We start from the raw sequence: 21,380 nt of genomic DNA, 5'->3' as shown, positions 1-21,380 counted from the left end.
GTGGGCCAGCCCCCCGGGGCCCCCAGCTGGGAGGCAAATGCCTCCCAGACCCTGGGTCAGATGGCAGGCTTGGGGGAGGGGCACGGCGTGCCCCTCCCCCAAGCCTGCCATTTGGTCTCCGCGGGTCCGGGGGCACGTATGCCCCCGGCGGGAGGGTTCGGGAGGGCAGAGCCCTCCCGTCAGAACCCGCGCCCCGCCGCAGCCTGCCCGATCAGCGGCGCCACCGCGTCAGCCAGGTGCGCGAACAGCGCCGCGTCGTCGGTGCCGTGGCGTTCGCAGGTGATGACCGCGGTCCAGACCACGCGGTTCTGCGCGCGGTCGCGCAGTTCCACCACGCCGCTCACGCGCAGGACCGGCACGCGGCGCCCACCGGCGCGCGGCACGTTCTGCGCCCAGGACAGGTCGTCGCTGTCGCGGAAACTGCGGCCCTGCATGGTGTCGCCGAAGCCTCCGAAGTTATCGCCCTCGGCGCTCACACCGCCGCGCCAGGACAGGATGAAGGGCGCGTCGGGAGCCACCCGCCGGCCGTTGCGCTGCAGGGCCGCCAGAACGGCCTCGCGCAGGCGCATTTCGTTCGGCGATCCGCCCCGCCGGTCGGGTACCGCGATGGCGGCGTCGCGCGGCACGGGGGCGAAGGCGTTGGCGGAAATACGCCCCGGGCAGACCGACTGCGCCAGCGCCGGCGTGGCGGCCAGCAGCAGCAGCGCCGCAAGCGCGAGCGGGAGGCGGGCTATGGCAGTCATGGCGAGTCCTCGCGGTAAAGGCCGCAGGCTACTACCACGCTGCGGAAAATCCGACCCGCGACGCGCGCACCTGTTCCCGGCATCCAAGGGCAGGGGGCGGCGAAACCAACCCACGCCCGCCATCGCGCGGGCGCGCCGCGACCCCGGTCGTTGACCCGGAGCCCTTGCTTTGGCGACGCTGCGGCAAACCGACGGAGGAACCCGCCATGCCCCAGCGTCGCCACCTGGCCGCCGTGATCGTTGCCGCACTGGCTGCCCCGAGGATTGCCGCAGCGCAGGCGCGCCCGGTGCGCGTCATCGTCCCCTTCGCCCCGGGCGGCCAGTCCGACACGGTGATGCGCCTGCTGCAGCCGAAGATGAGCGAGCACCTGGGCGTGCCCGTGGTGGTCGAGAACCGGCCGGGCGCCGGCGGCGCGGTCGGCGCGGGCGTGGTCGCGGCCGCAGCGCCCGACGGCACCACGCTGTTCTTCGACAGCTTCGGCTTCGTGGTGCAGCCCTTGGTCCAGCGCGGCCTGCCCTTCGACTACGCGACGGCCTTCGCGCCAGTCGCGCAGGTGGTGGCCGCGCCCTACGTGCTGGTGGTGAAGCGCGACTTCCCCGCCACCGACCTGGCCGGCTTCATCAACGCCGCGAAGCAGCGCCAGGGCGTGCCCTTCGGCAGCCCGGGCATCGGCACCGTGGGTCACCTGGCCGGCGCGCTGCTGGCGCATCGCGCGGGCATCACGCTGGAGCACGTGGCCTATCGTGGCGGGGCGGATGCGGCGCGCGACATCGCAGCGGGGAACCTCGATGCGGCGATCAGTACGGCGAACAGCCTGCGGCCGCTCACGCTGGAAGGCCGCGCGCGAGGCATAGCGCTCACCAGCGCGGAACGTCGTGGCACCATGGCGGATCTGCCGACGATTGCGGAGAGCGGCTTCCCGGGCTTCGACCTGACGTCGTGGAACGGGATTTTCGCACCGTCCGCCACGCCGCCCGCTGTTGTCGCGCGGCTGGAGGCGGCAGCGCACCACGCCATTGGGGACGAGACGGTGCGCCAGCGACTCACGGCGTCCGGCAACGACCCCATCGCGGGCACCTCGGCGGCCTTTGCAGAGTTGATCCGCCGCGACGGCGCGATGGTGCGGCAACTGGTGGCTGACACGGGCATGCGCCTGGACTGACGCACCGGAGGGGCGCTGCCCCTCCGGAAATCCCCGCGACATGCGTTGCAAGGCAAGGTGGATGGAGCGCGCGCCGCCCGCCCCCCTTGGACCGCGGAGGCTAGAGCGCGCCCCCGCGGCGGCCGGCCATCGCACCCAGCCGCAGCCGCAGCGCGTTGAGCTTGATGAAGCCCTGAGCGTCGAACTGGTCGTAGGCCCCCTGGTCGTCCTCGAAGGTGACGTGCTTCATCGAATACAGGCTGTGCGGCGACTGCCGGCCGGTGACGATCGTGTTGCCCTTGTACAGCTTCAGCCGGACGGTGCCGGTGACGCTCGCCTGGCTCTCGTCGATCAGCGCCTGCAGCATCCGGCGCTCGGGGGCGAACCAGAAGCCGTTGTAGATGACCTCCGCGTAGCGCGGCATCAGGCTGTCCTTCAGGTGACAGGCCTCGCGGTCCAGCGTGATCGACTCCATCGCGCGATGCGCCACGTACAGGATGGTACCGCCCGGCGTCTCGTAGCAGCCGCGGGACTTCATGCCGACGAAGCGGTTCTCCACCAGGTCGAGCCGCCCGATGCCGTTCTCGCGCCCGAGCGCGTTCAGCTTTGTGAGCAGCGTGGCGGGCGACATGCGCTCGCCATTGATGCCCACCGCGTCGCCCCGCTCGAACTCGATGGTGATCTCGGTGACCTCGTCCTTCGCATCCATGGGCGAGATCGTGCGCTGCCAGACCATCTCGTCCGGGCTGTCCCAAGGTTCCTCGAGGATCTTCCCCTCGCTCGACGAATGCAGCAGGTTCGCGTCCACGCTGAACGGCGCCTCGCCGCGCTTGTCCTTGGCGATCGGGATCTGGTGTTCCTCGGCGAACTGGATCAGGCGCGTGCGCGACGTCAGTTCCCATTCGCGCCAGGGGGCGATGATCTTGATGTCCGGCTTCAGCGCGTAATAGGACAGCTCGAAGCGGACCTGGTCGTTGCCCTTGCCGGTCGCACCATGCGCTACGGCGTCGGCACCAACCTGCTCGGCGATCTCGATCTGCCGCTGCGCGATCAGCGGCCGCGCGATCGACGTGCCCAGCAGGTACATGCCTTCGTACAGCGCGTTCGCCCGGAACATCGGGAACACGAAGTCCTTCACGAAGGTCTCGCGCAGGTCGTCCATGAAGATGTTCTCAGGCTTGATGCCCAGAAGCAGCGCCTTGTCGCGCGCCGGGCCCAGCTCCTCGCCCTGGCCGAGGTCGGCGGTGAAGGTCACCACCTCGCAGCCATAGGTGGTCTGCAGCCACTTCAGGATCACGCTGGTGTCGAGCCCGCCGGAATAGGCGAGCACGACCTTCTTCACGTCCTTCACGCGCATCGGGCGCTCCCAGTTCTCAAGACCGGGCGCGGTATGGCGCCCCGCACCCGGACAGGCAAGGGCGGGCCGGTCAGACCCTGAGCGTGCCGTCGCGCGCCGCCGCGTAGCGGGCCGCGATCTTCTCCCAGTTCAGCACGTTCCACCACGACGCCAGGTAGTCCGCGCGGCGGTTCTGGTAGCGCAGGTAATAGGCGTGTTCCCACACGTCGTTGCCGATCAGCACGCGCTGCCCGTCCATCAGCGGCGTGTCCTGCCCGGGCTTCGTCGTGATGGCCAGGGTGCCCGCCGGCGTGACCGTCACGAAGACCCAGCCGGAGCCGAACACGCGCATCCCGGCCGCGTTGAAGTCGGTGCGGAACTTGTCCATCCCGCCCAGGTCGCGGTCGATCGCCGCCTTCACGTCGCCGGTCGGCTCGCCGCCCGGGCCGCCCATGATGTCCCAGAACATCGAATGGTTGGCATGGCCGCCGCCGTTGTTGCGCACGGCGGTACGGATGTTCTCCGGCACCTGGGACAGGCGCATGAGCAGGTCATCGAGCTGCATTGCGGCGAGTTGCGGCTGGCCCTGCACGGCGGTGTTCAGCCCGGCCACCTGCCCGCCGTGGTGGCGCGCGTGGTGGATCTCCATGGTCATGGCATCGATCGCGGCCTCGTTGGCATTGGGCGCATAGGGCAGCGGGGGCAGGGTGAAGGGGCCGGCGGGCGCCTGGGCATAGGCGGGGCGGCGGGCCAGCAGCATGCCCGTGGCAAGCCCCGCGGCACCGAGGATGACGCCGCGGCGATGGATGGTGGTCATGGGTTTCTCCCTTTAGGTGCTGGGAGAATGTGCGCCCGCGCGGTGTCGCGGCAATGGGCGTCTTGCGCCGGCGCACGGACGGATCGCCCGCACCCTTGGCCAAAGGAAACGGATCGCGCAGTGATCCGGGAGCACACGGCGCGACCGCGCCCGGACCGTCAGCCGCGCCGGGTGCGCCAGGACGTGGCGCGCAAGCCAAGCCGGCGAACGCCGGCGCCCGGCGCCTGCGGGCAAAAAAGCCTTAGGTTTCCTCGTCCCGCTCGGTCTCGACCTCGATCGCCTCGTCGATGCCGTCCGCCTCGTCCTCAAGCTCCTCGGCGTCCTCGATCGCCTCGTCGCCCTCGACGTCCTCCACTTCCAGCTCCTCGCCCTCCGCCTCCGCGGTGGCGACGCGCTTCTTCAGCTTCTCATCCGCCACGGCCGAGGCCGCCGCGCGGCGCAGGCGCGGCTGCTCCGCCGGCTGCTCTGTGCCGCATTTCGGGCAGACGGCCGGGCTGCGCGCCAGGTCGTAGAATCGCGTGCCGCAGGAGACGCAGCTGCGCTTCAGGCCGAGTTCGGGCTTCGCCATGGATCACATCCGTCTCGCGCGACAGGGCCGGGCCGGCGCCCCGTCGCGGCTTTTCAAAGGGTCGGGCGCATTGCCACGCGATGCCGGGGCATGTCAAACGCGCAGGCCATGTCCCATTCCGCGCCCAGACCGCTCCGCGCCGCCGCCCCCGCCGCCCCGCTCGCCGGGCGGCTCGGCGTGCCGGGCGACAAGTCGATCAGCCACCGCGCCCTGATGTTCGGCGCCCTGGCCGTCGGAACCACCGAGATCAGCGGCCTGCTGGAGGGCGAGGACGTGCTGCGCACCGCCGCCGCCATGCGCGCCCTGGGCGCCGAGGTGACGCAGACCGGCCCCGGTTCCTGGCGCGTGGCCGGGCGTGGCGTGGGCGGCCTGGTGGAACCGGCCGACGTGCTCGACATGGGCAATTCCGGCACCGCGGCGCGGCTGCTGCTGGGGCTGCTGTCGGGGCATCCGATCTTCGCGGTGATGACCGGCGATGCCTCCCTGCGCCGCCGCCCGATGAAGCGCGTGACCGACCCGCTCTCGGCCACCGGCGCGACGTTCTGGACGCGCGAGGGCGGCCGCCTGCCGCTGGCCGTGCGCGGCGCGGCCGACCCGCTGCCGATCGACTACGTGCTGCCGGTCGCCTCCGCGCAGGTGAAGTCGGCCTGCCTCCTGGCGGGCCTGTGCGCGCCCGGCACCACCCGCGTGGTCGAACCCGAACCGACGCGCGACCACACCGAGAACATGCTGCGCCATTTCGGCGCGACGGTGTCGGTGACCGACACGCCCGATGGCCGCGTCGTCACGCTGGAAGGCCAGCCGGAACTGGTGGCGGCGCCGGTGGTGGTGCCCGGCGACCCGTCCTCCGCCGCCTTCCCGATCGTGGCCGCGCTGCTGGTGCCGGGGTCGCGCGTGGTGATCGAGAATGTCGGGCTGAACCCGCTGCGCACAGGCCTGATCGCGACTCTGCGCGAAATGGGCGCGGCGCTGCGCATCGAGAACGAACGCATCGCCGGCGGCGAGCCGGTCGGCGATATCGTGGCGGAATACACGGAGCTGTCCGGCGTGACCGTCCCGCCGCGCCGCGCGCCGTCCATGATCGACGAATACCCCGTGCTCGCGGTGGCCGCCGCCGCCGCGCGGGGTGTCACGCGCATGCAGGGCCTCGCGGAACTGCGGGTGAAGGAAAGCGACCGCCTGGCCGCCACCGCCGCGCTGCTCGCGGCCAATGGCGTGCAGGCGATGATCGAGGGAGACGACCTGGTGGTGCAGGGCACCGGCGGCGCCATCCCCGGTGGGGGGGTGGTGGAAACCCACATGGACCATCGCATCGCGATGTCGGCGCTGGTGATGGGCCTCGCCGCGCGCTCGCCCGTCGCGGTGGATGACGCCGCCTTCATCGACACCTCCTTCCCCGGCTTCGCGACGCTGATGAACGGGCTGGCCGGCGGCGCGCCGATCGGACCGGCCTGACGCCATGGCGGCCGCGCGCTTCACGCCTGCCCGTGCGGTGCTGGCGGCCGCCTGGCGCGCGCCGCTGGCCTTCGCGCGCGGTGCAGTCGTCGCGCGCACGCCCTGCGGGATCGAAACCACAGCCATCCTTGGCCTGGCCGCGGTGGCGCCGATCGGGCGCACCGTCGCGAGGCTGACGGGACCCGCGCTGTGGCGCTGAAGCCAATCGTCATCGCGGTGGATGGCCCCGCCGCGGCGGGCAAGGGCACGCTGGCGCGCCGGCTCGCGACCGTGCTCGGCCTGCCCTACCTGGATACCGGGCTGCTGTACCGTGCGGTTGGCCGGCGCGTTCTGGATGCCGGCGCCGACCCGCGCGACGCTGCCCACGCCGAGGCCGCCGCCCGCGCGCTGCAGCCTGCCGACCTCGACCGTGCTGACCTGCGCGGTCCGATGGCCGACATGGCGGCAAGCGCGGTCGCCGCGATCCCGGCCGTGCGCGCCGCGCTGCTCGACTTCCAGCGCGATTTCGGCCGCGCCCACGGTGCGGTGCTGGACGGGCGGGACATCGGGACGGTGGTCTTCCCCGACGCCGCGGTGAAGCTGTTCGTCACCGCAAGTGTCGCCGAACGCGCGCGGCGGCGCTTCCTGGAACTGACCGCGCGCGGCGTGGCAGCCGATGCGGCGCAGGTGGAATCGGAAATCCGCGACCGCGACGCGCAGGACGCCAATCGCCCCGTGGCCCCGCTGCGCCCGGCCCAGGATGCGCTGGCGCTCGATACCAGCGCGATGGATGCGGATGCCGCCTTCGCCGCCGCACTGGCGCTGGTGCGCGAAAGGCTGGGCTGACCCTCAGCCCCGCCGCGCCTCCACGAAGGCCACGAAGCCCTCCAGGTAGCCGCGCAACTGCTTTTCGACCGCCGCATCGGCCAGCGTTCCGTCCGGTCCGAACACGCCGCCCGCGCGCGACACCATCAGCCGCCCGCCGGTCCAGAGCTGCGCCCCCAGCGTGCGCAGCACGGGCAGCCAGGCATCCTGCGCCAGGATGGTGCCGAAGCCGCCTGGCGATGCGCCGACCAGCCCGACCGGCCGCCCGCCGAACACAAGTGCAATGTCCGAGGACGGCCGCGAGAGCCAGTCGATCGCGTTCTTGAACACGCCGGGCATCGAGTTGTTGTACTCCGGCGTGACCAACAGCAGACCGTCCGCCGCGGCGATCGCGTCCTTCAGCGCGGCGACGGCGGTCGGAATGCCCTCGGCGGCTTCGAGGTCGCCGTCATAGAGCGGGATGCCGTGCAGCGAATGCGGCACCAGCCGGGCCTGTGCCGGCATCAGCCCCGCCGCGGCGCGCAGCAGCGCGGTGTTGAGCGACCCGCCCCGCAGGCTGCCGGACAGGCCGATGATGTCGATCATGCGTGGGTCCCTTCGCGTGCCAGGGGCGCATCCTCGCCCGAAGCCGCGGCGCGAGGCCACAGCGCGCCGTCGCCTCGCCGCCCGCCGTCTCGCCGTGATCGTGTCGCGACCGGGGCGCCGGCGCCGCTCGCCCGGCCCTCGGAAATGCCCTGGGGACTGCCAAACTGGCCCATCGCGACCGGGCCAGGTGAGAGCAAGCCGGCGCCCTACACCGCCGCCAGCAGCAACCGGTTCACCCGCTCCAGCGCCCGGGCAAGCGCGGCGAAGTCGCGCGCGAAGGCCTCCCGCGACACCCCGTTCGCCGCCAGCGCGTCGCCGATATCCCCCACGCTGCGCCGCCCATCCACCCGCGCAATGATCGCGGCCGCCAGGCGCGGCAGCGCCACCGGCACCACCAGCCCATCCGCCGCCACGCGCAGGATGCCGTCGCCCGGAATACCGGCGGCGAACTTTTGCGAGTCCAGTTCCCGAAGCACCGGCACCGCCGCCGGATCGGACCAATCCGGCGCCACCGCCTCGCCGCGCCGGACGCAATAGGCGATGTGGATACCCATGTTGCCGGCCGCCGCCTCGGCCAGGGCGGCGCGCTGCACGGCATCCAGCCGCGCGGTGCGCTCGCGCAGCCGCGGGTCGGTGAGGAAGCAATCCGGGTCGTAGCGGAAGGGTTCCACCAGGCAGCGGATCTCGAGCCCCGCGGCATCGACCAGCGCGGTCAGGGCCGGCACGCTGAAGGCCACGTCGCGCGGGTTCAGCAGCAGGTCATAGATGCCGGCATCGCCGCCCTTCAGGTGGTCGGTGATCCAGGGGTTGCGGCGCAGCCAGGCGGTCTCGGGGGCCTGCTTCCACAGGCGCTTCGCGATGTCCACGCGCGTGGCCGGCGGCTCGTCGGCCGGCGCCACCAGCCGCAGCGCATCCTGCAGCATGTACACGCCGGTGCGCCCGTGCGGCGCATAGACCATCAGCCCGATGCCACCGCCGGGGGCCAGCACGGCCACCAGCGCCCGCAACCCCGCCAGCGGGTCGGGCAGGTGGTGCAGCACCCCGCAGCAATCGATGTAGTCGAAGGGGCCGAGCCCGCTGGTGGGCAGGTCCAGGATCGACCCTTCCGCGAACGCCACGTTGTCCAGCCCCCGCGCCGCCACCCGCGCGCCGGCCACCTTGCGCGCGGCGGCGGAACGGTCGAGCCAGGTCACCCGCCCCGCGCGCCCCGCCCAGGCCATCTGTTGCGCCAGCATCACGGTCGCATCGCCCGACCCGCCGCCGGCGACGAGCGCATGCAGCGGCACGGCGGCCGGCCGGCGGGCGCCGAAGACCCAGTGGTCGACCTCGCGCAGGTGTGACGGGCTGCCCACCACCAGGCGCCTGGCCTCCTCCCGCGGGTCGCGCTGCGGGTAGGGAAAGGCCTCGTATTGCGCGGCAAGGGCGGTGTCGGCGGCGTCGGTCATGGCGGCCTGTTACGCCGGGACGGCGCCAGGGGCCAGCGGTCCGCGCGGTTGCCCCGGGGGCGCGGTCTGACTAGAACACCGCCCATGCGTGCCGCCATCCTCGCCATCGCCCTGTCCGCCCTGGTCATCGTCCCGGCCATCGCGCAGCAGCGCGCGCCCGCGCCCGCCGGCCAGCAGCAGGGGCCGCGGCGCCTCGGCGACTTCCAGGACTGGATCGCCGCCGTCCATACCGAGGCCGGGCAGAAGGTCTGCTACGCCTTCACCCGCGCGCAGCGGTCAGACCCGGCGCGGGAGGGCGTGATCCTGACGGTGACGCACCGCACCGCATCGCGCGACCAGGTGGCGCTGTCGGCCGGATATGCCTATCCGCGCAACGCGTCGGTCACGGTCGCGGTAGGATCGCGCGAACTCGCCTTCTATACCGGTGGCAATTCCGCTTTCGCGCGGGACGGCCGGGCGGCGGTCGCGGCGTTCCGCGGCGGTGCAAACGCCGTCGCGCGCGGCCCGCGTGCCGGCGGCCGCGGCACTGCCACGGACACCTTCAGCCTGTCCGGCTTCTCGGCGGCCTACGACGCGATCAGCCAGGAATGCCCGGCGGCGCGCAGGTGACCAGCGCCGACGGTGCGGCAACGGTGAGCGCGGCCAGCGCCACCACCGACGGCCTGCTGGACGCCGAGCGCGCCCGCATCCTGGCCAAGGCCGCGATCTTCGCCCCGCCGCCTGCGACGCTGGCCGATGGCCGGCGCGACCTGGTCGGCCTGTCGCGCGAGGAGCTGACGGCCGAGATGGCCGCGATCGGCGAGAAGCCCTTCCGCGCCAAGCAGGTCTGGCACTGGATCTACCACCAGGGCGCCACCGATTTCGCGCGCATGACCACCATCGCGAAGCCGATGCAGGCGAAGCTGGCCGAACGCTTCGTGGTCGGCCGGCCCGAGGTGGCCACGCAGCAGGACAGCAACGACGGCACGCGCAAATGGGTCTTCGCCTTCCGCGACACGCAGCGGATCGAGACCGTCTACATCCCCTCGGCGGATGAAGACCGCGGCGCGGTGTGCATCAGCACGCAGGTGGGCTGCACGCTGTCCTGCACCTTCTGCCACACCGGCACGCAGAAGCTGGTGCGCAACCTGGGCGCGGCCGAGATCGTCGGCCAGTTCATGGCGGCGCGCGATTCCTACGGCGAATGGCCATCCCCGAAGGATGGCACGGCGCGGCACCTGTCCAACATCGTCGTGATGGGCATGGGCGAGCCGCTCTATAACTACGAAAACGTGGCCAAGGCGCTGCGTATCGTGATGGACCACGAGGGCATCGGCCTGTCGCGGCGGCGCATCACGCTGAGCACCTCCGGTGTCGTGCCGATGATGGATCGCTGCGGGGCGGAACTCGGCGTCGGCCTGGCGGTCTCGCTGCACGCAGTGACCAACGAACTGCGCGACGAGATCGTGCCGCTGAACCGCAAGTACCCGATCGAGGAATTGCTGGCCGCCTGCCGCCGGTACCCCGGTGCCTCGAATGCACGGCGCATCACCTTCGAATACGTCATGCTGCGCGGAGTCAATGATTCCGAGGCCGAGGCGCGCGAACTGGTGCGCCTGCTGCGCGGCATGCCCGCCAAGGTGAACCTGATCCCGTTCAACCCCTGGCCCGGCAGCGCCTACAAGACCAGCACCAGCGAGGCGATCCAGCGCTTCGCCGCCATCCTGAACGATGCGGGCTATTCAAGCCCGATCCGCCGCCCGCGCGGCCGTGACATCCTGGCCGCCTGCGGGCAGTTGAAGACCGAAAGCGAGCGCAGGAAGCGCCCGGCGGCGTGAGCCGCATCGCTATCCGTAGTTTCCTTCGAAGCCATACAGCACGAAGCGTTCCTGGTTGCGCAGCACGGCAAGGACCGGCGCGTCCTTGAGCATGTCAAGCGCGCGCGGGGCGAAGTCGGGGTCATTGTGGTTGAATGCCGTGCGGTCCTGACGATCAGCCTGAAGCCGTCCGGCGTGTCGTGCAGCTAGGCCTTGGCCCTGGTACTGGATCCCATCCAGTCCACCTTGATCATGGCGAAGTACGGCAGCTTCCACGCCAGGTCGACAGCCGCCTGGTCGCCCCTTTTCCAAGGATACGGTGCGGTGGACGTCGTGGAATCCCCTGGGCGGCGCGACGAGATTGAGCATCGCGTGGCCGGTCTTCGAGATTTTCTCGTACTTCCGCTGCGACGTGCCGGCCTCCGTCGTGTCTCAGGCCTTCTCCACCGCCCCGCCCGCATCCAGCCAGTTCTTGAACCCGCCGAGGTTGCGGACGTTGGCGTAGCCCATGTCGTGCAGCGTCTTGAGCACCAGCGCCGACCGACCGCCCGAGGCGCAATAGGCCACGATGGTCTTGGCCCGGTCGAAATTCGCGTCATGCAGGGCCGAAGCCGGGTCGGCGCGGAATTCCACCAGCCCGCGCGGGATCGCCAGCGCCCCCGGCACCTTGCCCGAGGCCGCCACTTCGTTCGGTTCCCGCACATCGAGAAACACCACGTCCTCGCGCCCGACCAGTCCCTTGGCGTCCTCGGCCGAGATCCGCGGCACCACCGCTTCCGCCGCCGCCAGCATCTGCTGCACCGTGAGTGTCATCGCGCTTCTCCCGTTCTTGCCCTGCCACGGTAGGCACCTCGTACCGGCAGGTCCAGGAGGCACTGCCTCCTGGCGGGGAGCCCGACGGGCTAGCCCCTCGGTCGCGCGCCTCAGGTCAATGCAGCGACCATCGCCGCCACCGCCGCGCAGCCGATCACCGTGAAGGTCGCCATCATGCCCCCCACGCGAAACCGGAAATCCTCGCGCTCCCGCGTGATGCCCCAGCCATGCGCGATGCGACCCGCCAGCAGCGCCGCCCCCAGCGGATGGATGATCCACACCGGTGTCCCGCCTGCTTCCGCCAGCGCCATCAGCACCAGCGCGAACGGGACGTATTCCGCAAAGTTTGCCTGCGCGCGCATCGCCCGTTCCAGCGCCGACTGCCCGCCAGTGCCGATCGCCACGCGCAGGCGCCGCCTCAGCCCGATCACGCGCATCGACAGCCACAGGCACACGGGCGCCAGCAGCGCAGCCCAGATTGCCGTCGCGTGCAGCACTATGGCGCCTCCCGCACATCCGCCACCGTCGCGCCGGTGATCCGCAGCAGATCGGCCGGGGTGGTGCGGAACACATGTTGGGGCGACCCCGCCGCTGCCCAGACCGCATCCAGCGCCATCAGGTCGGCATCGAGCAGCAGGACAGGCGGCGCGAGGTGCCCGACGGGCGATACCCCGCCGATGGCAAACCCCGTGGTGTCGCGCACCCAGGCGCCATCCGCGCGCTTCACCGGCTGGCCGATGGCGGCCGCGACCTTGCCCATGTCCACGCGGTTGGCACCGGAGGCGATCACCAGCACCGCCCGCGCGCCCGCCCGGAACACGATGGACTTGGCGATCTGCGCGACATCGCAGCCCACCGCCGCGGCGGCATCGGCCGCGCTGCGCGTGCCCTCGGGGAAGGCCCCGATGGTGTCCGGGTGGCCGGCGGCCATCAGGGCCGCGCGGACGCGTTCGATGGACGACCCGCTCATGACAGCCCCACCGCGCCCAGCAGCGCGAGCGCCGCCGCACCCGCCAGCGCCGCGAGCGTCAGCAGCATCCCGCCCGAGCGCAGCGCCACGATGTCCGGCTCCCGCGCCATGCCTGCCGCGTGCATCGCGCGCCCGGCCAGCATGGCGATGCCGGCCGCATGAACCGCCCAGGGGGCCGCGCCGCACAGCTCGGCCGCCAGCAGCGCCGCCAGGAAGACCGGAACGAACTCCCCAAAATTCGCATGCACCCGCACCGCGCGTTCCAGCAGCCGGTCCCCGCCCGTGCCCAGCACGACGCGCGTGCGGTACCGCTGCGCGAAGACACGGACGGTCAGCAGCAGAAACAGCAGGATCAGAAGCGCGGCGTAGAGCGCGGTGATGCGGGGCATGGCGATCCCTCGGGCGGCCGGCGGCTCATAGCGCCCGGTGCGCCGCGATGGAAATGTATCTGCCACCGGGAACCCCGGCTGCGGGCTGCCGGCGGAGGGTGGCCGCATCCCGGCCCGTCCGCGGCGCGACGCCGCCAGTCGCCGCCCCCTGGCCGGCGCGCCACCACCACCCCAGATGCGCCGCCATGAGCGATGCCTGGATCTCCACCCTCGCGGCGTTGGGCGGCACCTTCGTCGGCGCCTTCAGCACCTTCGCCTCGACGACGCTGACGCAGATCGTGCAGGGCCGCCAGGCGCGCGGCGTGGCCGAACACGCGGCACGGCGCGAGCTGTACGGCAAGTTCCTCGAGGAACTGGCCCAGGTGATCGGCTCCGCCATGGCGGCCGAGAAGATGGACTATGGGCGCATCGCCTCGCTCTTCGCGCTCGAGGGCCGCATCTGCCTGATCGGCCCGCCCGACGTGGTGGCCGCCGCCGACGGCGCCATCCGCTTCGCCATGGAGCTCTATGACAGTCCCGCCGTACCGCCGGCACAGGCGCGCGCCATGATGGACATGCCCGACAAGGACTGGATCAAGGTCTTCGCCCACGCCGCGCGCGCCGATCTCGACCGGCTGGCCTGAGACACCGTTTGAGAATGCCGGCACCGGCCGGCACGGCGCGCGACCGACCTTGCGCAACCGACAGGGCCCGGCCGCCAGGCCGGCGCCGCCACCACGACGGAAGGGAGTCTTGCGATGGCCTATGTCACGGGAACCGCCGCGGCGAACCGCCTCATCGGTACCGCCGGCAACGACGTGACCTAATCCTCGAAGTCCCGGACAACCGCGCGCGGGGCAGGACCGGGTAATCTCCGCGGTCAACGGGTTCGACATGGGCGGCCAGGCGGCGTTCGTGGAACGCATCGACCTGATCGGCGCGGCGCTCGCCGCGACAGGCAATGCGCTGGCCAACGTTATGCGCGGGAACATCGGGGCGAATTCGCTGTCCGGCAACGACCAGTTGTTCGGTTTCGGCGGCAACGAATCCTAGTCGGCGGGCCGGACACGATCGGCGACGCTGAGCGCGACGCCGACCGGCTGGAGGGCGGGGCCGGCGCCGACACCATGAGCGGCGGCGCGGGCAACGATGTATTCGACTTCAACGACATCCTCGACAGCGGTGTCAGTTCCGCGCTGCGGGACGTGATCCTGGACTTCACCACCGGCGCCGTCGGCTTCGTGGACCGCATCGACCTGCGCGACATCGACGCAGTGGCCAGCACCTTGACCGTCAACGAGGCCTTCGTCTTTCGCGACACGGGGGCCTTCACCGGGGCCGGCCAGGTGCGTGTCGTGCAGTCGGGCGCGGATGTGATCGTGGAGCTCAGCACCGATCTGGACATCCCGCCCGAGATGACGATCCGCCTGCTCAACCAGACCGCTACCGCGATCGAGTCGCTGGACTTCCTGTTGTAGGCCGCGGCGGGGTTCGACAGCGCCGCCCCGGCGCGCCATATGCGCGGCGTGACCGAACCCCTCGCGCTGTATCTCCACTGGCCCTTCTGCGCGGCGAAGTGCCCGTATTGCGACTTCAATTCCCACGTGCGCGAGCGCGTGGACGAAGCGCGCTTCGCGGCCGCCCTGGGCCGCGAACTGGCGCATGAGGCCGCGCGCGTCGGCCGCCGCCCGCTGTCCAGCATCTTCTTCGGCGGCGGCACGCCATCGCTGATGTCGCCCGATACCGTCGCCACCCTCATCGCCGATGCCCGCGCGCTGTTCGATGCCGCGCCCGACCTCGAGGTCACGCTGGAAGCCAACCCGACCAGCGTCGAGATCGGCCGGCTGCGCGCCTTCCGCGATGCCGGCGTCAACCGCGCGAGCCTGGGCGTGCAGTCGCTGGAGGAGGATGCACTGCGCTTCCTCGGCCGCAAGCACGATGCGCGCGAGGCGATCGCGGCACTCGAAGCCGCGCGCGCCATCTTTCCGCGCCTGTCCTTCGACCTGATCTACGCCCGCCCCGGCCAGGCCGAGGCCGCCTGGCGCGCCGAGCTGAAGCGCGCGCTGGCGCTGGCCGCCGACCATCTCTCGCTCTACCAGCTCACCATCGAGCCCGGCACGCAGTTCGCGACCCTGTATGCGCGCGGCGACTTCGCGCTGCCCGAAGGCGACGACGCTGCCCGCCTGTACCACGCCACCGCCGAGGAAGCCGCGCGCTTCGGCCTGCTGCCCTACGAGGTCAGCAACTACGCGAAGCCTGGTGCGGAGAGCCGTCACAACCTGGCCTATTGGCGCTATGGCGACTACCTCGGCATCGGCCCCGGCGCGCACCAGCGGCTGCTGCTGGACGGCACGATAGTCGCGACGCGCCGACACCGCGCGCCAGAGGAATGGGCCGCGCGGGTCGAGCGGGACGGACATGCCGCGACCGGGCAGGAGACGCTCTCCCCGCAGGACCGCGCGCGGGAGGCGCTGCTGATGGGCCTGCGCCTGGCCGAGGGCGTGGATCCCGCCCGCATCACCGCGCGCGCCGGCCTGCCGTTCGACCAGGCGATCGACCCCGCCATGTTGATGGCCCTGCTGGACGAGGATTACCTCGCCTGGACGCCCGACGGCCGGCTGCGCGCCACGGCCGAGGGGATTGTCAGGCTCGACGCGATTCTGCCCCTGCTGGTGCGGTAGCGCGGCGCGCCGCCAGGCGGATCAACGCTGCCGGCGGGGCGGTGCGGCCGCCTCCGGCTCGGGCTGCGGCGCGGCAACGCTGGCCAGGGCCTGCTGCTGCCGCAGCGCCGCCAGGTCGGCCTCCAGGTAGCCCTGCAGCACCTGCGCCGTGTCGATCGTGGCGTTGGGCGCGCGCTGGGCGCGGGCGATGGCGGCCGTGGCGGTGGCGAGCAGCGCTGCCTCGCGCTGCGCGAACCAGGCGTCGCGCGCCTCGGCCGAGGGGAAGCTTTGCGGCGGCAGCAGCACCGTCGTGTCGTTATAGCGGCGGGTACTGCCGGTGCGCACCACCACCGCGTTCTGGACGGCGCCGGTGCCGATCGGCTGGGGATGGTGGATGCCGTCGGCGAAGTCGCGCACCGGGCGCAGCGCGATGGTGGTCGCGAGATGCCCCGGCGCGGTGCAGGCAGCCTCGATGATCGCGGTGCTGCGTGGCAGCGTCACCTGGGCAGGGGTGATCACCTCGGCCACACGGCTGCCGTCGGCGGTATTGGTCAGCACGCAGCGCGCCCCGGCCGGGTCGGAGCCGAGCGTGATCCGGCCGGAATAGGGCGCGGGTCGTGCCTCGTTGCCCAGCGCTGATCCGTCAGACATGGCGCTGCCGCACCCCGCGAGTGCGAGTGCGCCGCACAGAGCGACGGCCGGCCAAGCCGCGCGGGGCTGGGTGGGCCTGGAGAGACGAATGCGACCGATCGACATGGATGTCACCCTTGGCGGCGGTGCCGGGTTCCTGAGGGGTGGCCCGTCGCGAGGCAGAGGTTAATCAATCGTGAAGCTCTCGAAAAGAGAGAATTTCCCGTGAAACGAGACATTACCAGCGCCTTGAAGTCGCCGCCCGGCCCCGCGACACTCCGCCCATGTCAAGTCTTCCCGGGGCCGAGGCCCGCGCCGCCATCGACGCCGCCGGCCAATTGCCCGATGCCGAAATCGACCTTGCCGGCACCGCGCTGCAATTCGCCCGCCTCGACGCGCCCGAGGCCGACTGGCGCGCGGCGGCCACGACCCTGACCGGCATCGCGCGCGCCGCCGTTGCCGCGGCCTCCGCCGACCCGGTGGCCGATGCCGGCGACCCCGAGGCCCGGCGCGCCTGCCTGGCCGGCGTGCTGCACCGCCTGTTTGCGCTGGCCGGCGACACCGAGACCTATGACGACCCTGCCAATGCCAACCTGATCCGGGTGCTGGACCGCCGCCGCGGCCTGCCCGTGGCGCTCGGCATCCTGTGGCTGCATGCGGCCGAGGCGGCAGGCTGGGCCGCGCATGGCGTCGATTTCCCCGGGCATTTTCTGGTCGCGCTGGAGGGACCGCGCGGCCAGGCGCTGGTCGATGTCTTCGCCGGCGGCGCGGCGCTGGAGGCCCCGGCGCTGCGCACGCTGCTGAAGCGCGTGGAAGGGGAGGCGGCGGAACTGCGCCCCGGCTTGCTGCGCCCGATGGGCAAGCGCGACGTGCTGCTGCGCCTGCAGAACAACATCAAGCTGCGCCGCCTGCGCGCCGGCACGCTGGAGACGGCGCTCGCCTGCACCGAGGACATGCTGCGGCTGGCGCCCGACGCTGCCGCGTTGTGGCGGGAGGCGGGGCTGATGAACCAGCGGCTCGACCGGATCGGCGCCGCGCTTGGCTGCCTCGACCGCTTTCTCGACCTGGTGCCGGAGGGCGAGGCGGCATCGCGCATCCGCGCCCTGACGGTCGAGCTGCGCCAGCGGTTGAATTAGAGCCCATCGCGCCGTCAGGCGCCGGGCTTGGCTTGCGCGCCCCGCACTGGTGCTTTGGTGGCAGCGGGCGGGTTGGGCGCGGTCACGCCGCGCGCTCCCGGATCGCTGCGTGATCCGACTCCTGAGGTGCCCTCAGGCGCCGGGCGCACCCCGATCGGGGCCAGGCCTGATGCGCGTGCCGGGCGGCCCGGCGGCGGGTGCGGAATGGCAGGGTGGTGCGCGGCGCACGCGGCGGGGGCTGTGCGCCCGGCGGGGGCAACCCTATTCTCCGCCACATGCCCGTGAGCAAGCCGCGCGTCGCCCTTCTCGTCACCTGCCTAGTCGACCTGTACCGGCCGAGCGTCGGCTTCGCCGCGATCCGCCTGCTGGAGGCGGCAGGCTGCGTGGTCGAGGTCCCGCCCACGCAGACCTGCTGCGGCCAACCGGCCTTCAACTCCGGCGACCGCGCAACGGCGCGCGACCTGGCGCGCAGCATCGTCGACGCCTTCGCAGGCTATGACTACGTGGTCGTACCGTCCGGATCGTGCAGCGGCATGGTGGCGCACCACCTGCCCACCCTGTTCGAGGACGACCCGCAGTACCGTGCGCGCGCCGAGGCCATCGCCGCGCGGACGCACGAACTCGTTTCCTTCCTGCGCGACGTGCGGGGGATGGCGCAGGTCGATGCGCGCTTCGACGGCGTCGTGACCTACCATGATTCCTGTGCCGGCCTGCGCGAGATGGGCGTGAAGGCGCAGCCGCGCGCGCTGCTGGCCGGCGTCGCCGGGCTCACGCTGACCGAAATGGCGGACCCCGAGATCTGCTGCGGCTTCGGCGGCACCTTCTGCGTGAAGTATCCCGACATCTCGACCCGCATGGTGACGGACAAGTGCCGCGACATCGCCGCCACGGGGGCGGGCACGCTGCTGGCCGGCGACATGGGCTGCCTGCTGAACATGGCCGGGCGGCTGCAGCGCGAAGGCAGCTCCGTGCAGGTGCGCCACGTCGCCGAGGTACTGGCCGGCATGACGCGCGATGTCGCGCCCATTGGCGCGCGGGACAACGCGACGCCCACCGGCGCGCGGCACGGCGCCGCGCCTGTCGGCGCCCGGCACGGCGCCGCGCCTGTCGGCGCGAGGGACCACACCACGCCTTCCGGCGCGAGGGACCAATCTTCACCGATCGGGGAATGATGCCGTGACACTGCCTGCCGGACCGCTGGCTGACCTCGCCGCGCGCGGCTTCGCCCGCGTGCCCGGCGCGCAGATGGCCGCACGCATGGGTGCGGGCGGCCTCACCGAGGCATTGACGCCGTTCTTCGACTCCTGGAACCGGCTCGAAACCGATGCATTCATGCGCGATGGTGGGCGCTACCGCCGCCGACGAATCGCGAACTTCGCGGCCGAACCCGGCGTGCCGGGCCATGTCCGCGGCCCGCACCGCCCGCATTTCCAGGCGGTGGTGCACAACACGCTGAACGGCGGCGTGGACCGCTGGTTCTCGCCGATGGAGGACGCGGTGGCCGCCGGCGCGCCGCTGCACGCGATGCTCGACCTGGGGCGCGCCATGGCGGATGCGCTCCACGGCGCCAACCCCTGGTTCGTGGAAGCGCACCAGTTCCGCATCGAGGCCGCCGCCGGCGCGCCGGGCTTCCCCACGCCCGAGGGCGTCCACCATGACGGAGTGGACGTGGTGCTGATCGCGATGATCGCGCGGACCAACCTCACGGGCGGCGAGACGGTGATCGAGGACGACGACGGTCGCCGCCTGGCGCAATTCGTGCTGCGCGACCCGCTCGACACCGCGATGCTCGACGATCCACGGGTGCGCCACGGCGTCACGCCGGTGGCACCCGAGGATGCCGCCCTACCGTCCTGCCGCGACGTGCTGGTGCTGACCTGGAAGCGCGGCGGCCCGCCTGGCTGAGCGCCAGGATGGCCAGACACCCGGGTGCGCGAAGCCAAGCGCGGTGGGAGGCCAGCCGCCCGCCGGTTGACGGAGGAAAACGCCCCGATCTCGGCTTTGCCGCGATCGGAAGCCGGGATCAGGCCGGGATCAGCACGCCACCGATGACGTGGATAAACCCGTTGCTGCACAGGATGTTCGGCCGGACGACCGAGGCCGAGGCCCCCGACGGTGCCGCACCCGCGCGCGCAGCCTGGATGCGCGGTTCGGTCGGCGTGCCGCCGACCACGCGGATGTCGATGCCGCTCAGCATCCGCACCCGCCCGCCGCGCGCCTGGATGTCACGCAGGCCCAGGCGTCCGCCGGCGATCAGGTTGCGCAGCGATGCCGCCCCGCCGTCCCGGAAGCTGGCCGGGGCGCCGCCCCAAGCCAGGTTGGTCGGCGCGAAGACCGTGAAGGGGCCAGGGCTGTTCAGCAGGTCGGCCAGGTCGGCGCGGCGCAGGGCGGACCGGAAATCCGACACCTCCGGCACGATCCCGAGCACGTCCATGATCGGAAAGCGGCCATCGGCCGTCACCTGCGCGGTCTCGCAGCCGGCCAGGGCCAGGGCCGAGCCGCCGGCGACGAAAAGGGAACGACGCGTGATCACCGGCGCATCTCCATGACTGGGCGCGAATCGGCCCCTCGCATGGGGCCGCGGCCTTTTCGCGCCGCGGGAGGCATAGGGCAAGCCCCGAGACGGCCCGGCCTGTCCGAACCGCGCTTTCGCGCTACATTGCGGCGCACACGCAGGATGCCCCGCCTTGGTCCAGGTCACCTCCCCCGCCTTCAAGCAGAACGCCGCGCGCGCGCTGGCCGATACCGGGCTGCAGAAGGCGCTCGGCAAGGCCAAGGGCGCCTTCCTGCAGCGCCGGGCCGAGGCCGTCTCCCGACTGCCGGAATTCGAGGCGCTGCGCGACATCGGCCGCGACATCAAGAACCACACCCTGGCGAACCTGGATTTCTACCTGGAAACCTATGCCGCGAACGTCGAACGCGCGGGTGGCACGGTGCATTGGTGCTCGACCGCCGAGGATGCCCGCGCGGCCGTGCTGCGCATCTGCCAGGCGGCCGGCGCGCGCACCGTCACCAAGGGCAAGTCGATGATCTCCGAGGAAATCGGGGTCAACGACCACCTCGAGGCGAACGGCATCGTGCCGGTCGAGACCGACCTCGGCGAATACATCATCCAACTGCGGCGTGAGCACCCGTCGCACATCATCGCCCCCGCCTTCCACCTGAACCGTGAGGATTGGGAAGCCGACTTCCGGCGGATGCACACCGACCTCGACCCCAACCGCGTGTTCAACGAACGCCGCGACATCCTGACCGAGGCGCGTACCAGGCTGCGCGACCGCTTCCTCGCCGCCGATGTCGGCATCACCGGCGCGAACTTCCTGATCGCGGAGACAGGCTCGTCGGTGATCGTGACGAACGAGGGCAATGGCGACCTGACGCAGACGCTGCCGCGCGTGCACATCGCGCTCGCGTCGATCGAGAAGGTGGTGCCCACGCTGGAGGACGCGACGTCGCTGCTGCGGCTGCTCGCGCGCTCCGCCACGGGCCAGGATTTCTCCGTCTACACTACCTTCAGCACCGGCGGGCGGCGGCCCGGCGACCTCGATGGCCCCGAGGAATACCACGTGGTGCTGATCGACAATGGCCGGTCGAACATGATCGGCAGCGAGTTCCAGGACATGCTGCGCTGCATCCGCTGCGCGGCCTGCATGAACCACTGCCCGGTCTATGGCGCGACGGGCGGGCATGCCTATGGCTGGGTCTATCCGGGACCGATGGGGTCGGTGCTGACGCCGTCGCTGGTCGGCGTGGACAAGGCGGGGCATCTGCCCAACGCCTCCACCTTCTGCGGCAAATGCGAGAGCGTCTGTCCCGTAAAGATCCCGCTGCCGAACCTGATGCGTCACTGGCGCGAACGGGAATTCGAACGGCACCTCACACCCGGCGCGATGCGGCGCGGGCTGGGGCTGTGGGCTTGGTTCGCCAAGCGGCCGCAGGCATATCGCATCGCCACGCGCACGGCGATCGGCGCGCTGAAGCTGCTCGGTCGTGGCAAGGGCGCGTTCCGCTCGCTGCCGCTGGCCGGCGGCTGGACCGCGGGGCGAGACCTGCCGGTGCCCGAGGGCGGCACCTTCATGGCGCGATACGCGCAGCAGCAGCGGAAGCGTTGA

The 21,380-nt window shown here is 71.8% G+C and carries 27 protein-coding genes; 14 read left to right on the top strand and 13 right to left on the bottom strand.

All coding sequences use genetic code 11. The features are described 5' to 3' along the window. Positions 1-179: 179 nt before the first annotated feature. A complete protein-coding gene (locus MWM08_RS26165) occupies positions 180-743 on the bottom strand; it encodes a hypothetical protein (RefSeq protein ID WP_244457398.1) in 564 nt (187 codons plus the stop codon). A 206-nt stretch (positions 744-949) separates the two neighbouring features. Between MWM08_RS26165 and MWM08_RS26160 the strand changes: the two genes are divergently transcribed. After that, positions 950-1,906: a Bug family tripartite tricarboxylate transporter substrate binding protein gene (locus tag MWM08_RS26160; protein WP_244457397.1), complete on the top strand. Its 957-nt coding sequence runs from the start codon at positions 950-952 to the stop codon at positions 1,904-1,906. A gap of 100 nt (positions 1,907-2,006) precedes the next feature. Here MWM08_RS26160 and MWM08_RS26155 read toward each other — a convergent pair whose 3' ends face one another. From MWM08_RS26155 to MWM08_RS26145, 3 genes are all read right to left on the bottom strand, one after another. After that, positions 2,007-3,242 carry an argininosuccinate synthase gene (locus MWM08_RS26155; protein WP_244457396.1) on the bottom strand — a complete coding sequence of 412 codons (1,236 nt, stop codon included), beginning with the start codon at positions 3,240-3,242 and terminating at the stop codon, positions 2,007-2,009. A gap of 70 nt (positions 3,243-3,312) precedes the next feature. Further along, positions 3,313-4,038, bottom strand: a complete 726-nt coding sequence (locus MWM08_RS26150) for a superoxide dismutase (protein WP_423816002.1) — start codon at positions 4,036-4,038, stop codon at positions 3,313-3,315. A 241-nt stretch (positions 4,039-4,279) separates the two neighbouring features. Then, a complete protein-coding gene (locus MWM08_RS26145) occupies positions 4,280-4,606 on the bottom strand; it encodes a TIGR02300 family protein (protein WP_244457395.1) in 327 nt (108 codons plus the stop codon). Between the two features lie 108 nt (positions 4,607-4,714). On the opposite strand from MWM08_RS26145, the gene aroA reads away from it, so the two are divergent. The 3 genes from aroA to cmk are packed head-to-tail and all read left to right on the top strand — an operon-like array spanning position 4,715 to position 6,886. Further along, a complete protein-coding gene (gene aroA, locus MWM08_RS26140) occupies positions 4,715-6,061 on the top strand; it encodes a 3-phosphoshikimate 1-carboxyvinyltransferase (protein ID WP_244457394.1) in 1,347 nt (448 codons plus the stop codon). A gap of 4 nt (positions 6,062-6,065) precedes the next feature. Then, positions 6,066-6,260, top strand: coding sequence for a hypothetical protein (locus MWM08_RS26135; protein WP_244457393.1), 195 nt, complete (start codon positions 6,066-6,068; stop codon positions 6,258-6,260). Further along, positions 6,251-6,886 carry a (d)CMP kinase gene (gene cmk / locus MWM08_RS26130; protein ID WP_423816001.1) on the top strand — a complete coding sequence of 212 codons (636 nt, stop codon included), beginning with the start codon at positions 6,251-6,253 and terminating at the stop codon, positions 6,884-6,886. The genes MWM08_RS26135 and cmk overlap by 10 nt, the downstream gene beginning before the upstream one ends. Before the next feature lie 3 nt (positions 6,887-6,889). On the opposite strand, the gene MWM08_RS26125 is transcribed toward cmk, so the two are convergent. Further along, complete coding sequence (locus MWM08_RS26125; RefSeq protein WP_244457392.1) at positions 6,890-7,450, bottom strand: NADPH-dependent FMN reductase; 561 nt, start codon at positions 7,448-7,450, stop codon at positions 6,890-6,892. Between the two features lie 206 nt (positions 7,451-7,656). Continuing rightward, on the bottom strand, positions 7,657-8,895 hold the full coding sequence (locus MWM08_RS26120) for a class I SAM-dependent methyltransferase (protein ID WP_244457391.1): 1,239 nt from the start codon (positions 8,893-8,895) through the stop codon (positions 7,657-7,659). Positions 8,896-8,979: 84 nt separating this feature from the next. Here MWM08_RS26120 and MWM08_RS26115 point away from each other — a divergent pair, with 84 nt between their 5' ends. Next, a complete protein-coding gene (locus tag MWM08_RS26115; RefSeq protein WP_244457390.1) occupies positions 8,980-9,504 on the top strand; it encodes an invasion associated locus B family protein in 525 nt (174 codons plus the stop codon). A 23-nt stretch (positions 9,505-9,527) separates the two neighbouring features. Beyond that, entirely contained in the window at positions 9,528-10,712 is a 1,185-nt protein-coding gene (gene rlmN / locus MWM08_RS26110) for a dual-specificity RNA methyltransferase RlmN (protein WP_244460033.1), read from the top strand. Between the two features lie 9 nt (positions 10,713-10,721). Here the strand turns inward: rlmN and MWM08_RS26105 are convergent, their stop codons facing one another. The 5 genes from MWM08_RS26105 to MWM08_RS26085 form a co-directional block, all read right to left on the bottom strand. Next, the gene (locus MWM08_RS26105) at positions 10,722-11,060 is read right to left on the bottom strand and encodes a hypothetical protein (RefSeq protein ID WP_244457389.1); all 339 of its coding nucleotides are present in this window, start codon (positions 11,058-11,060) and stop codon (positions 10,722-10,724) included. A 63-nt stretch (positions 11,061-11,123) separates the two neighbouring features. Further along, positions 11,124-11,504 (bottom strand): rhodanese-like domain-containing protein, encoded by a 381-nt coding sequence (locus MWM08_RS26100; RefSeq protein WP_244457388.1) that lies wholly within the window; start codon positions 11,502-11,504, stop codon positions 11,124-11,126. A gap of 110 nt (positions 11,505-11,614) precedes the next feature. After that, positions 11,615-12,001 (bottom strand): MAPEG family protein, encoded by a 387-nt coding sequence (locus MWM08_RS26095; protein WP_244457387.1) that lies wholly within the window; start codon positions 11,999-12,001, stop codon positions 11,615-11,617. After that, entirely contained in the window at positions 12,001-12,474 is a 474-nt protein-coding gene (locus MWM08_RS26090; protein ID WP_244457386.1) for a YbaK/EbsC family protein, read from the bottom strand. Before MWM08_RS26090 ends, MWM08_RS26095 begins: the two co-directional genes overlap by 1 nt. Then, entirely contained in the window at positions 12,471-12,863 is a 393-nt protein-coding gene (locus tag MWM08_RS26085) for an MAPEG family protein (RefSeq protein ID WP_244457385.1), read from the bottom strand. Before MWM08_RS26085 ends, MWM08_RS26090 begins: the two co-directional genes overlap by 4 nt. A gap of 185 nt (positions 12,864-13,048) precedes the next feature. Between MWM08_RS26085 and MWM08_RS26080 the strand changes: the two genes are divergently transcribed. The 4 genes from MWM08_RS26080 to hemW all read left to right on the top strand — a co-directional run bounded on the left by MWM08_RS26080 (position 13,049) and on the right by hemW (position 15,523). Then, positions 13,049-13,486, top strand: coding sequence for a hypothetical protein (locus MWM08_RS26080; protein WP_244457384.1), 438 nt, complete (start codon positions 13,049-13,051; stop codon positions 13,484-13,486). Between the two features lie 271 nt (positions 13,487-13,757). Next, on the top strand, positions 13,758-13,895 hold the full coding sequence (locus MWM08_RS26075; protein WP_244457383.1) for a hypothetical protein: 138 nt from the start codon (positions 13,758-13,760) through the stop codon (positions 13,893-13,895). Next, positions 13,889-14,320 carry a calcium-binding protein gene (locus MWM08_RS26070; protein ID WP_341482874.1) on the top strand — a complete coding sequence of 144 codons (432 nt, stop codon included), beginning with the start codon at positions 13,889-13,891 and terminating at the stop codon, positions 14,318-14,320. The genes MWM08_RS26075 and MWM08_RS26070 overlap by 7 nt, the downstream gene beginning before the upstream one ends. Positions 14,321-14,359: 39 nt before the next feature. Continuing rightward, positions 14,360-15,523, top strand: a complete 1,164-nt coding sequence (gene hemW / locus MWM08_RS26065) for a radical SAM family heme chaperone HemW (RefSeq protein ID WP_244457381.1) — start codon at positions 14,360-14,362, stop codon at positions 15,521-15,523. Positions 15,524-15,544: 21 nt separating this feature from the next. On the opposite strand, the gene MWM08_RS26060 is transcribed toward hemW, so the two are convergent. Then, positions 15,545-16,153, bottom strand: a complete 609-nt coding sequence (locus MWM08_RS26060; RefSeq protein WP_244457380.1) for a hypothetical protein — start codon at positions 16,151-16,153, stop codon at positions 15,545-15,547. A 263-nt stretch (positions 16,154-16,416) separates the two neighbouring features. Here MWM08_RS26060 and MWM08_RS26055 point away from each other — a divergent pair, with 263 nt between their 5' ends. From MWM08_RS26055 to MWM08_RS26045, 3 genes are all read left to right on the top strand, one after another. After that, entirely contained in the window at positions 16,417-17,268 is an 852-nt protein-coding gene (locus tag MWM08_RS26055; RefSeq protein WP_244457379.1) for a SirB1 family protein, read from the top strand. Positions 17,269-17,543: 275 nt separating this feature from the next. After that, positions 17,544-18,440, top strand: a complete 897-nt coding sequence (locus MWM08_RS26050) for a (Fe-S)-binding protein (RefSeq protein ID WP_244457378.1) — start codon at positions 17,544-17,546, stop codon at positions 18,438-18,440. Positions 18,441-18,444: 4 nt separating this feature from the next. Then, the gene (locus MWM08_RS26045; RefSeq protein ID WP_244457377.1) at positions 18,445-19,173 is read left to right on the top strand and encodes a 2OG-Fe dioxygenase family protein; all 729 of its coding nucleotides are present in this window, start codon (positions 18,445-18,447) and stop codon (positions 19,171-19,173) included. Between the two features lie 118 nt (positions 19,174-19,291). Here the strand turns inward: MWM08_RS26045 and MWM08_RS26040 are convergent, their stop codons facing one another. Continuing rightward, complete coding sequence (locus tag MWM08_RS26040) at positions 19,292-19,801, bottom strand: fasciclin domain-containing protein (protein ID WP_244457376.1); 510 nt, start codon at positions 19,799-19,801, stop codon at positions 19,292-19,294. 154 nt (positions 19,802-19,955) lie between these two features. Between MWM08_RS26040 and MWM08_RS26035 the strand changes: the two genes are divergently transcribed. After that, positions 19,956-21,380 (top strand): LutB/LldF family L-lactate oxidation iron-sulfur protein, encoded by a 1,425-nt coding sequence (locus MWM08_RS26035; protein WP_244457375.1) that lies wholly within the window; start codon positions 19,956-19,958, stop codon positions 21,378-21,380.

This window comes from Roseomonas fluvialis (assembly GCF_022846615.1).
Classification (GTDB): Bacteria; Pseudomonadota; Alphaproteobacteria; order Acetobacterales; family Acetobacteraceae; genus Neoroseomonas; species Neoroseomonas fluvialis.
Note: the sequence above shows the minus strand (reverse complement) of the source record. Positions and strands in the feature narration are given on the sequence as shown.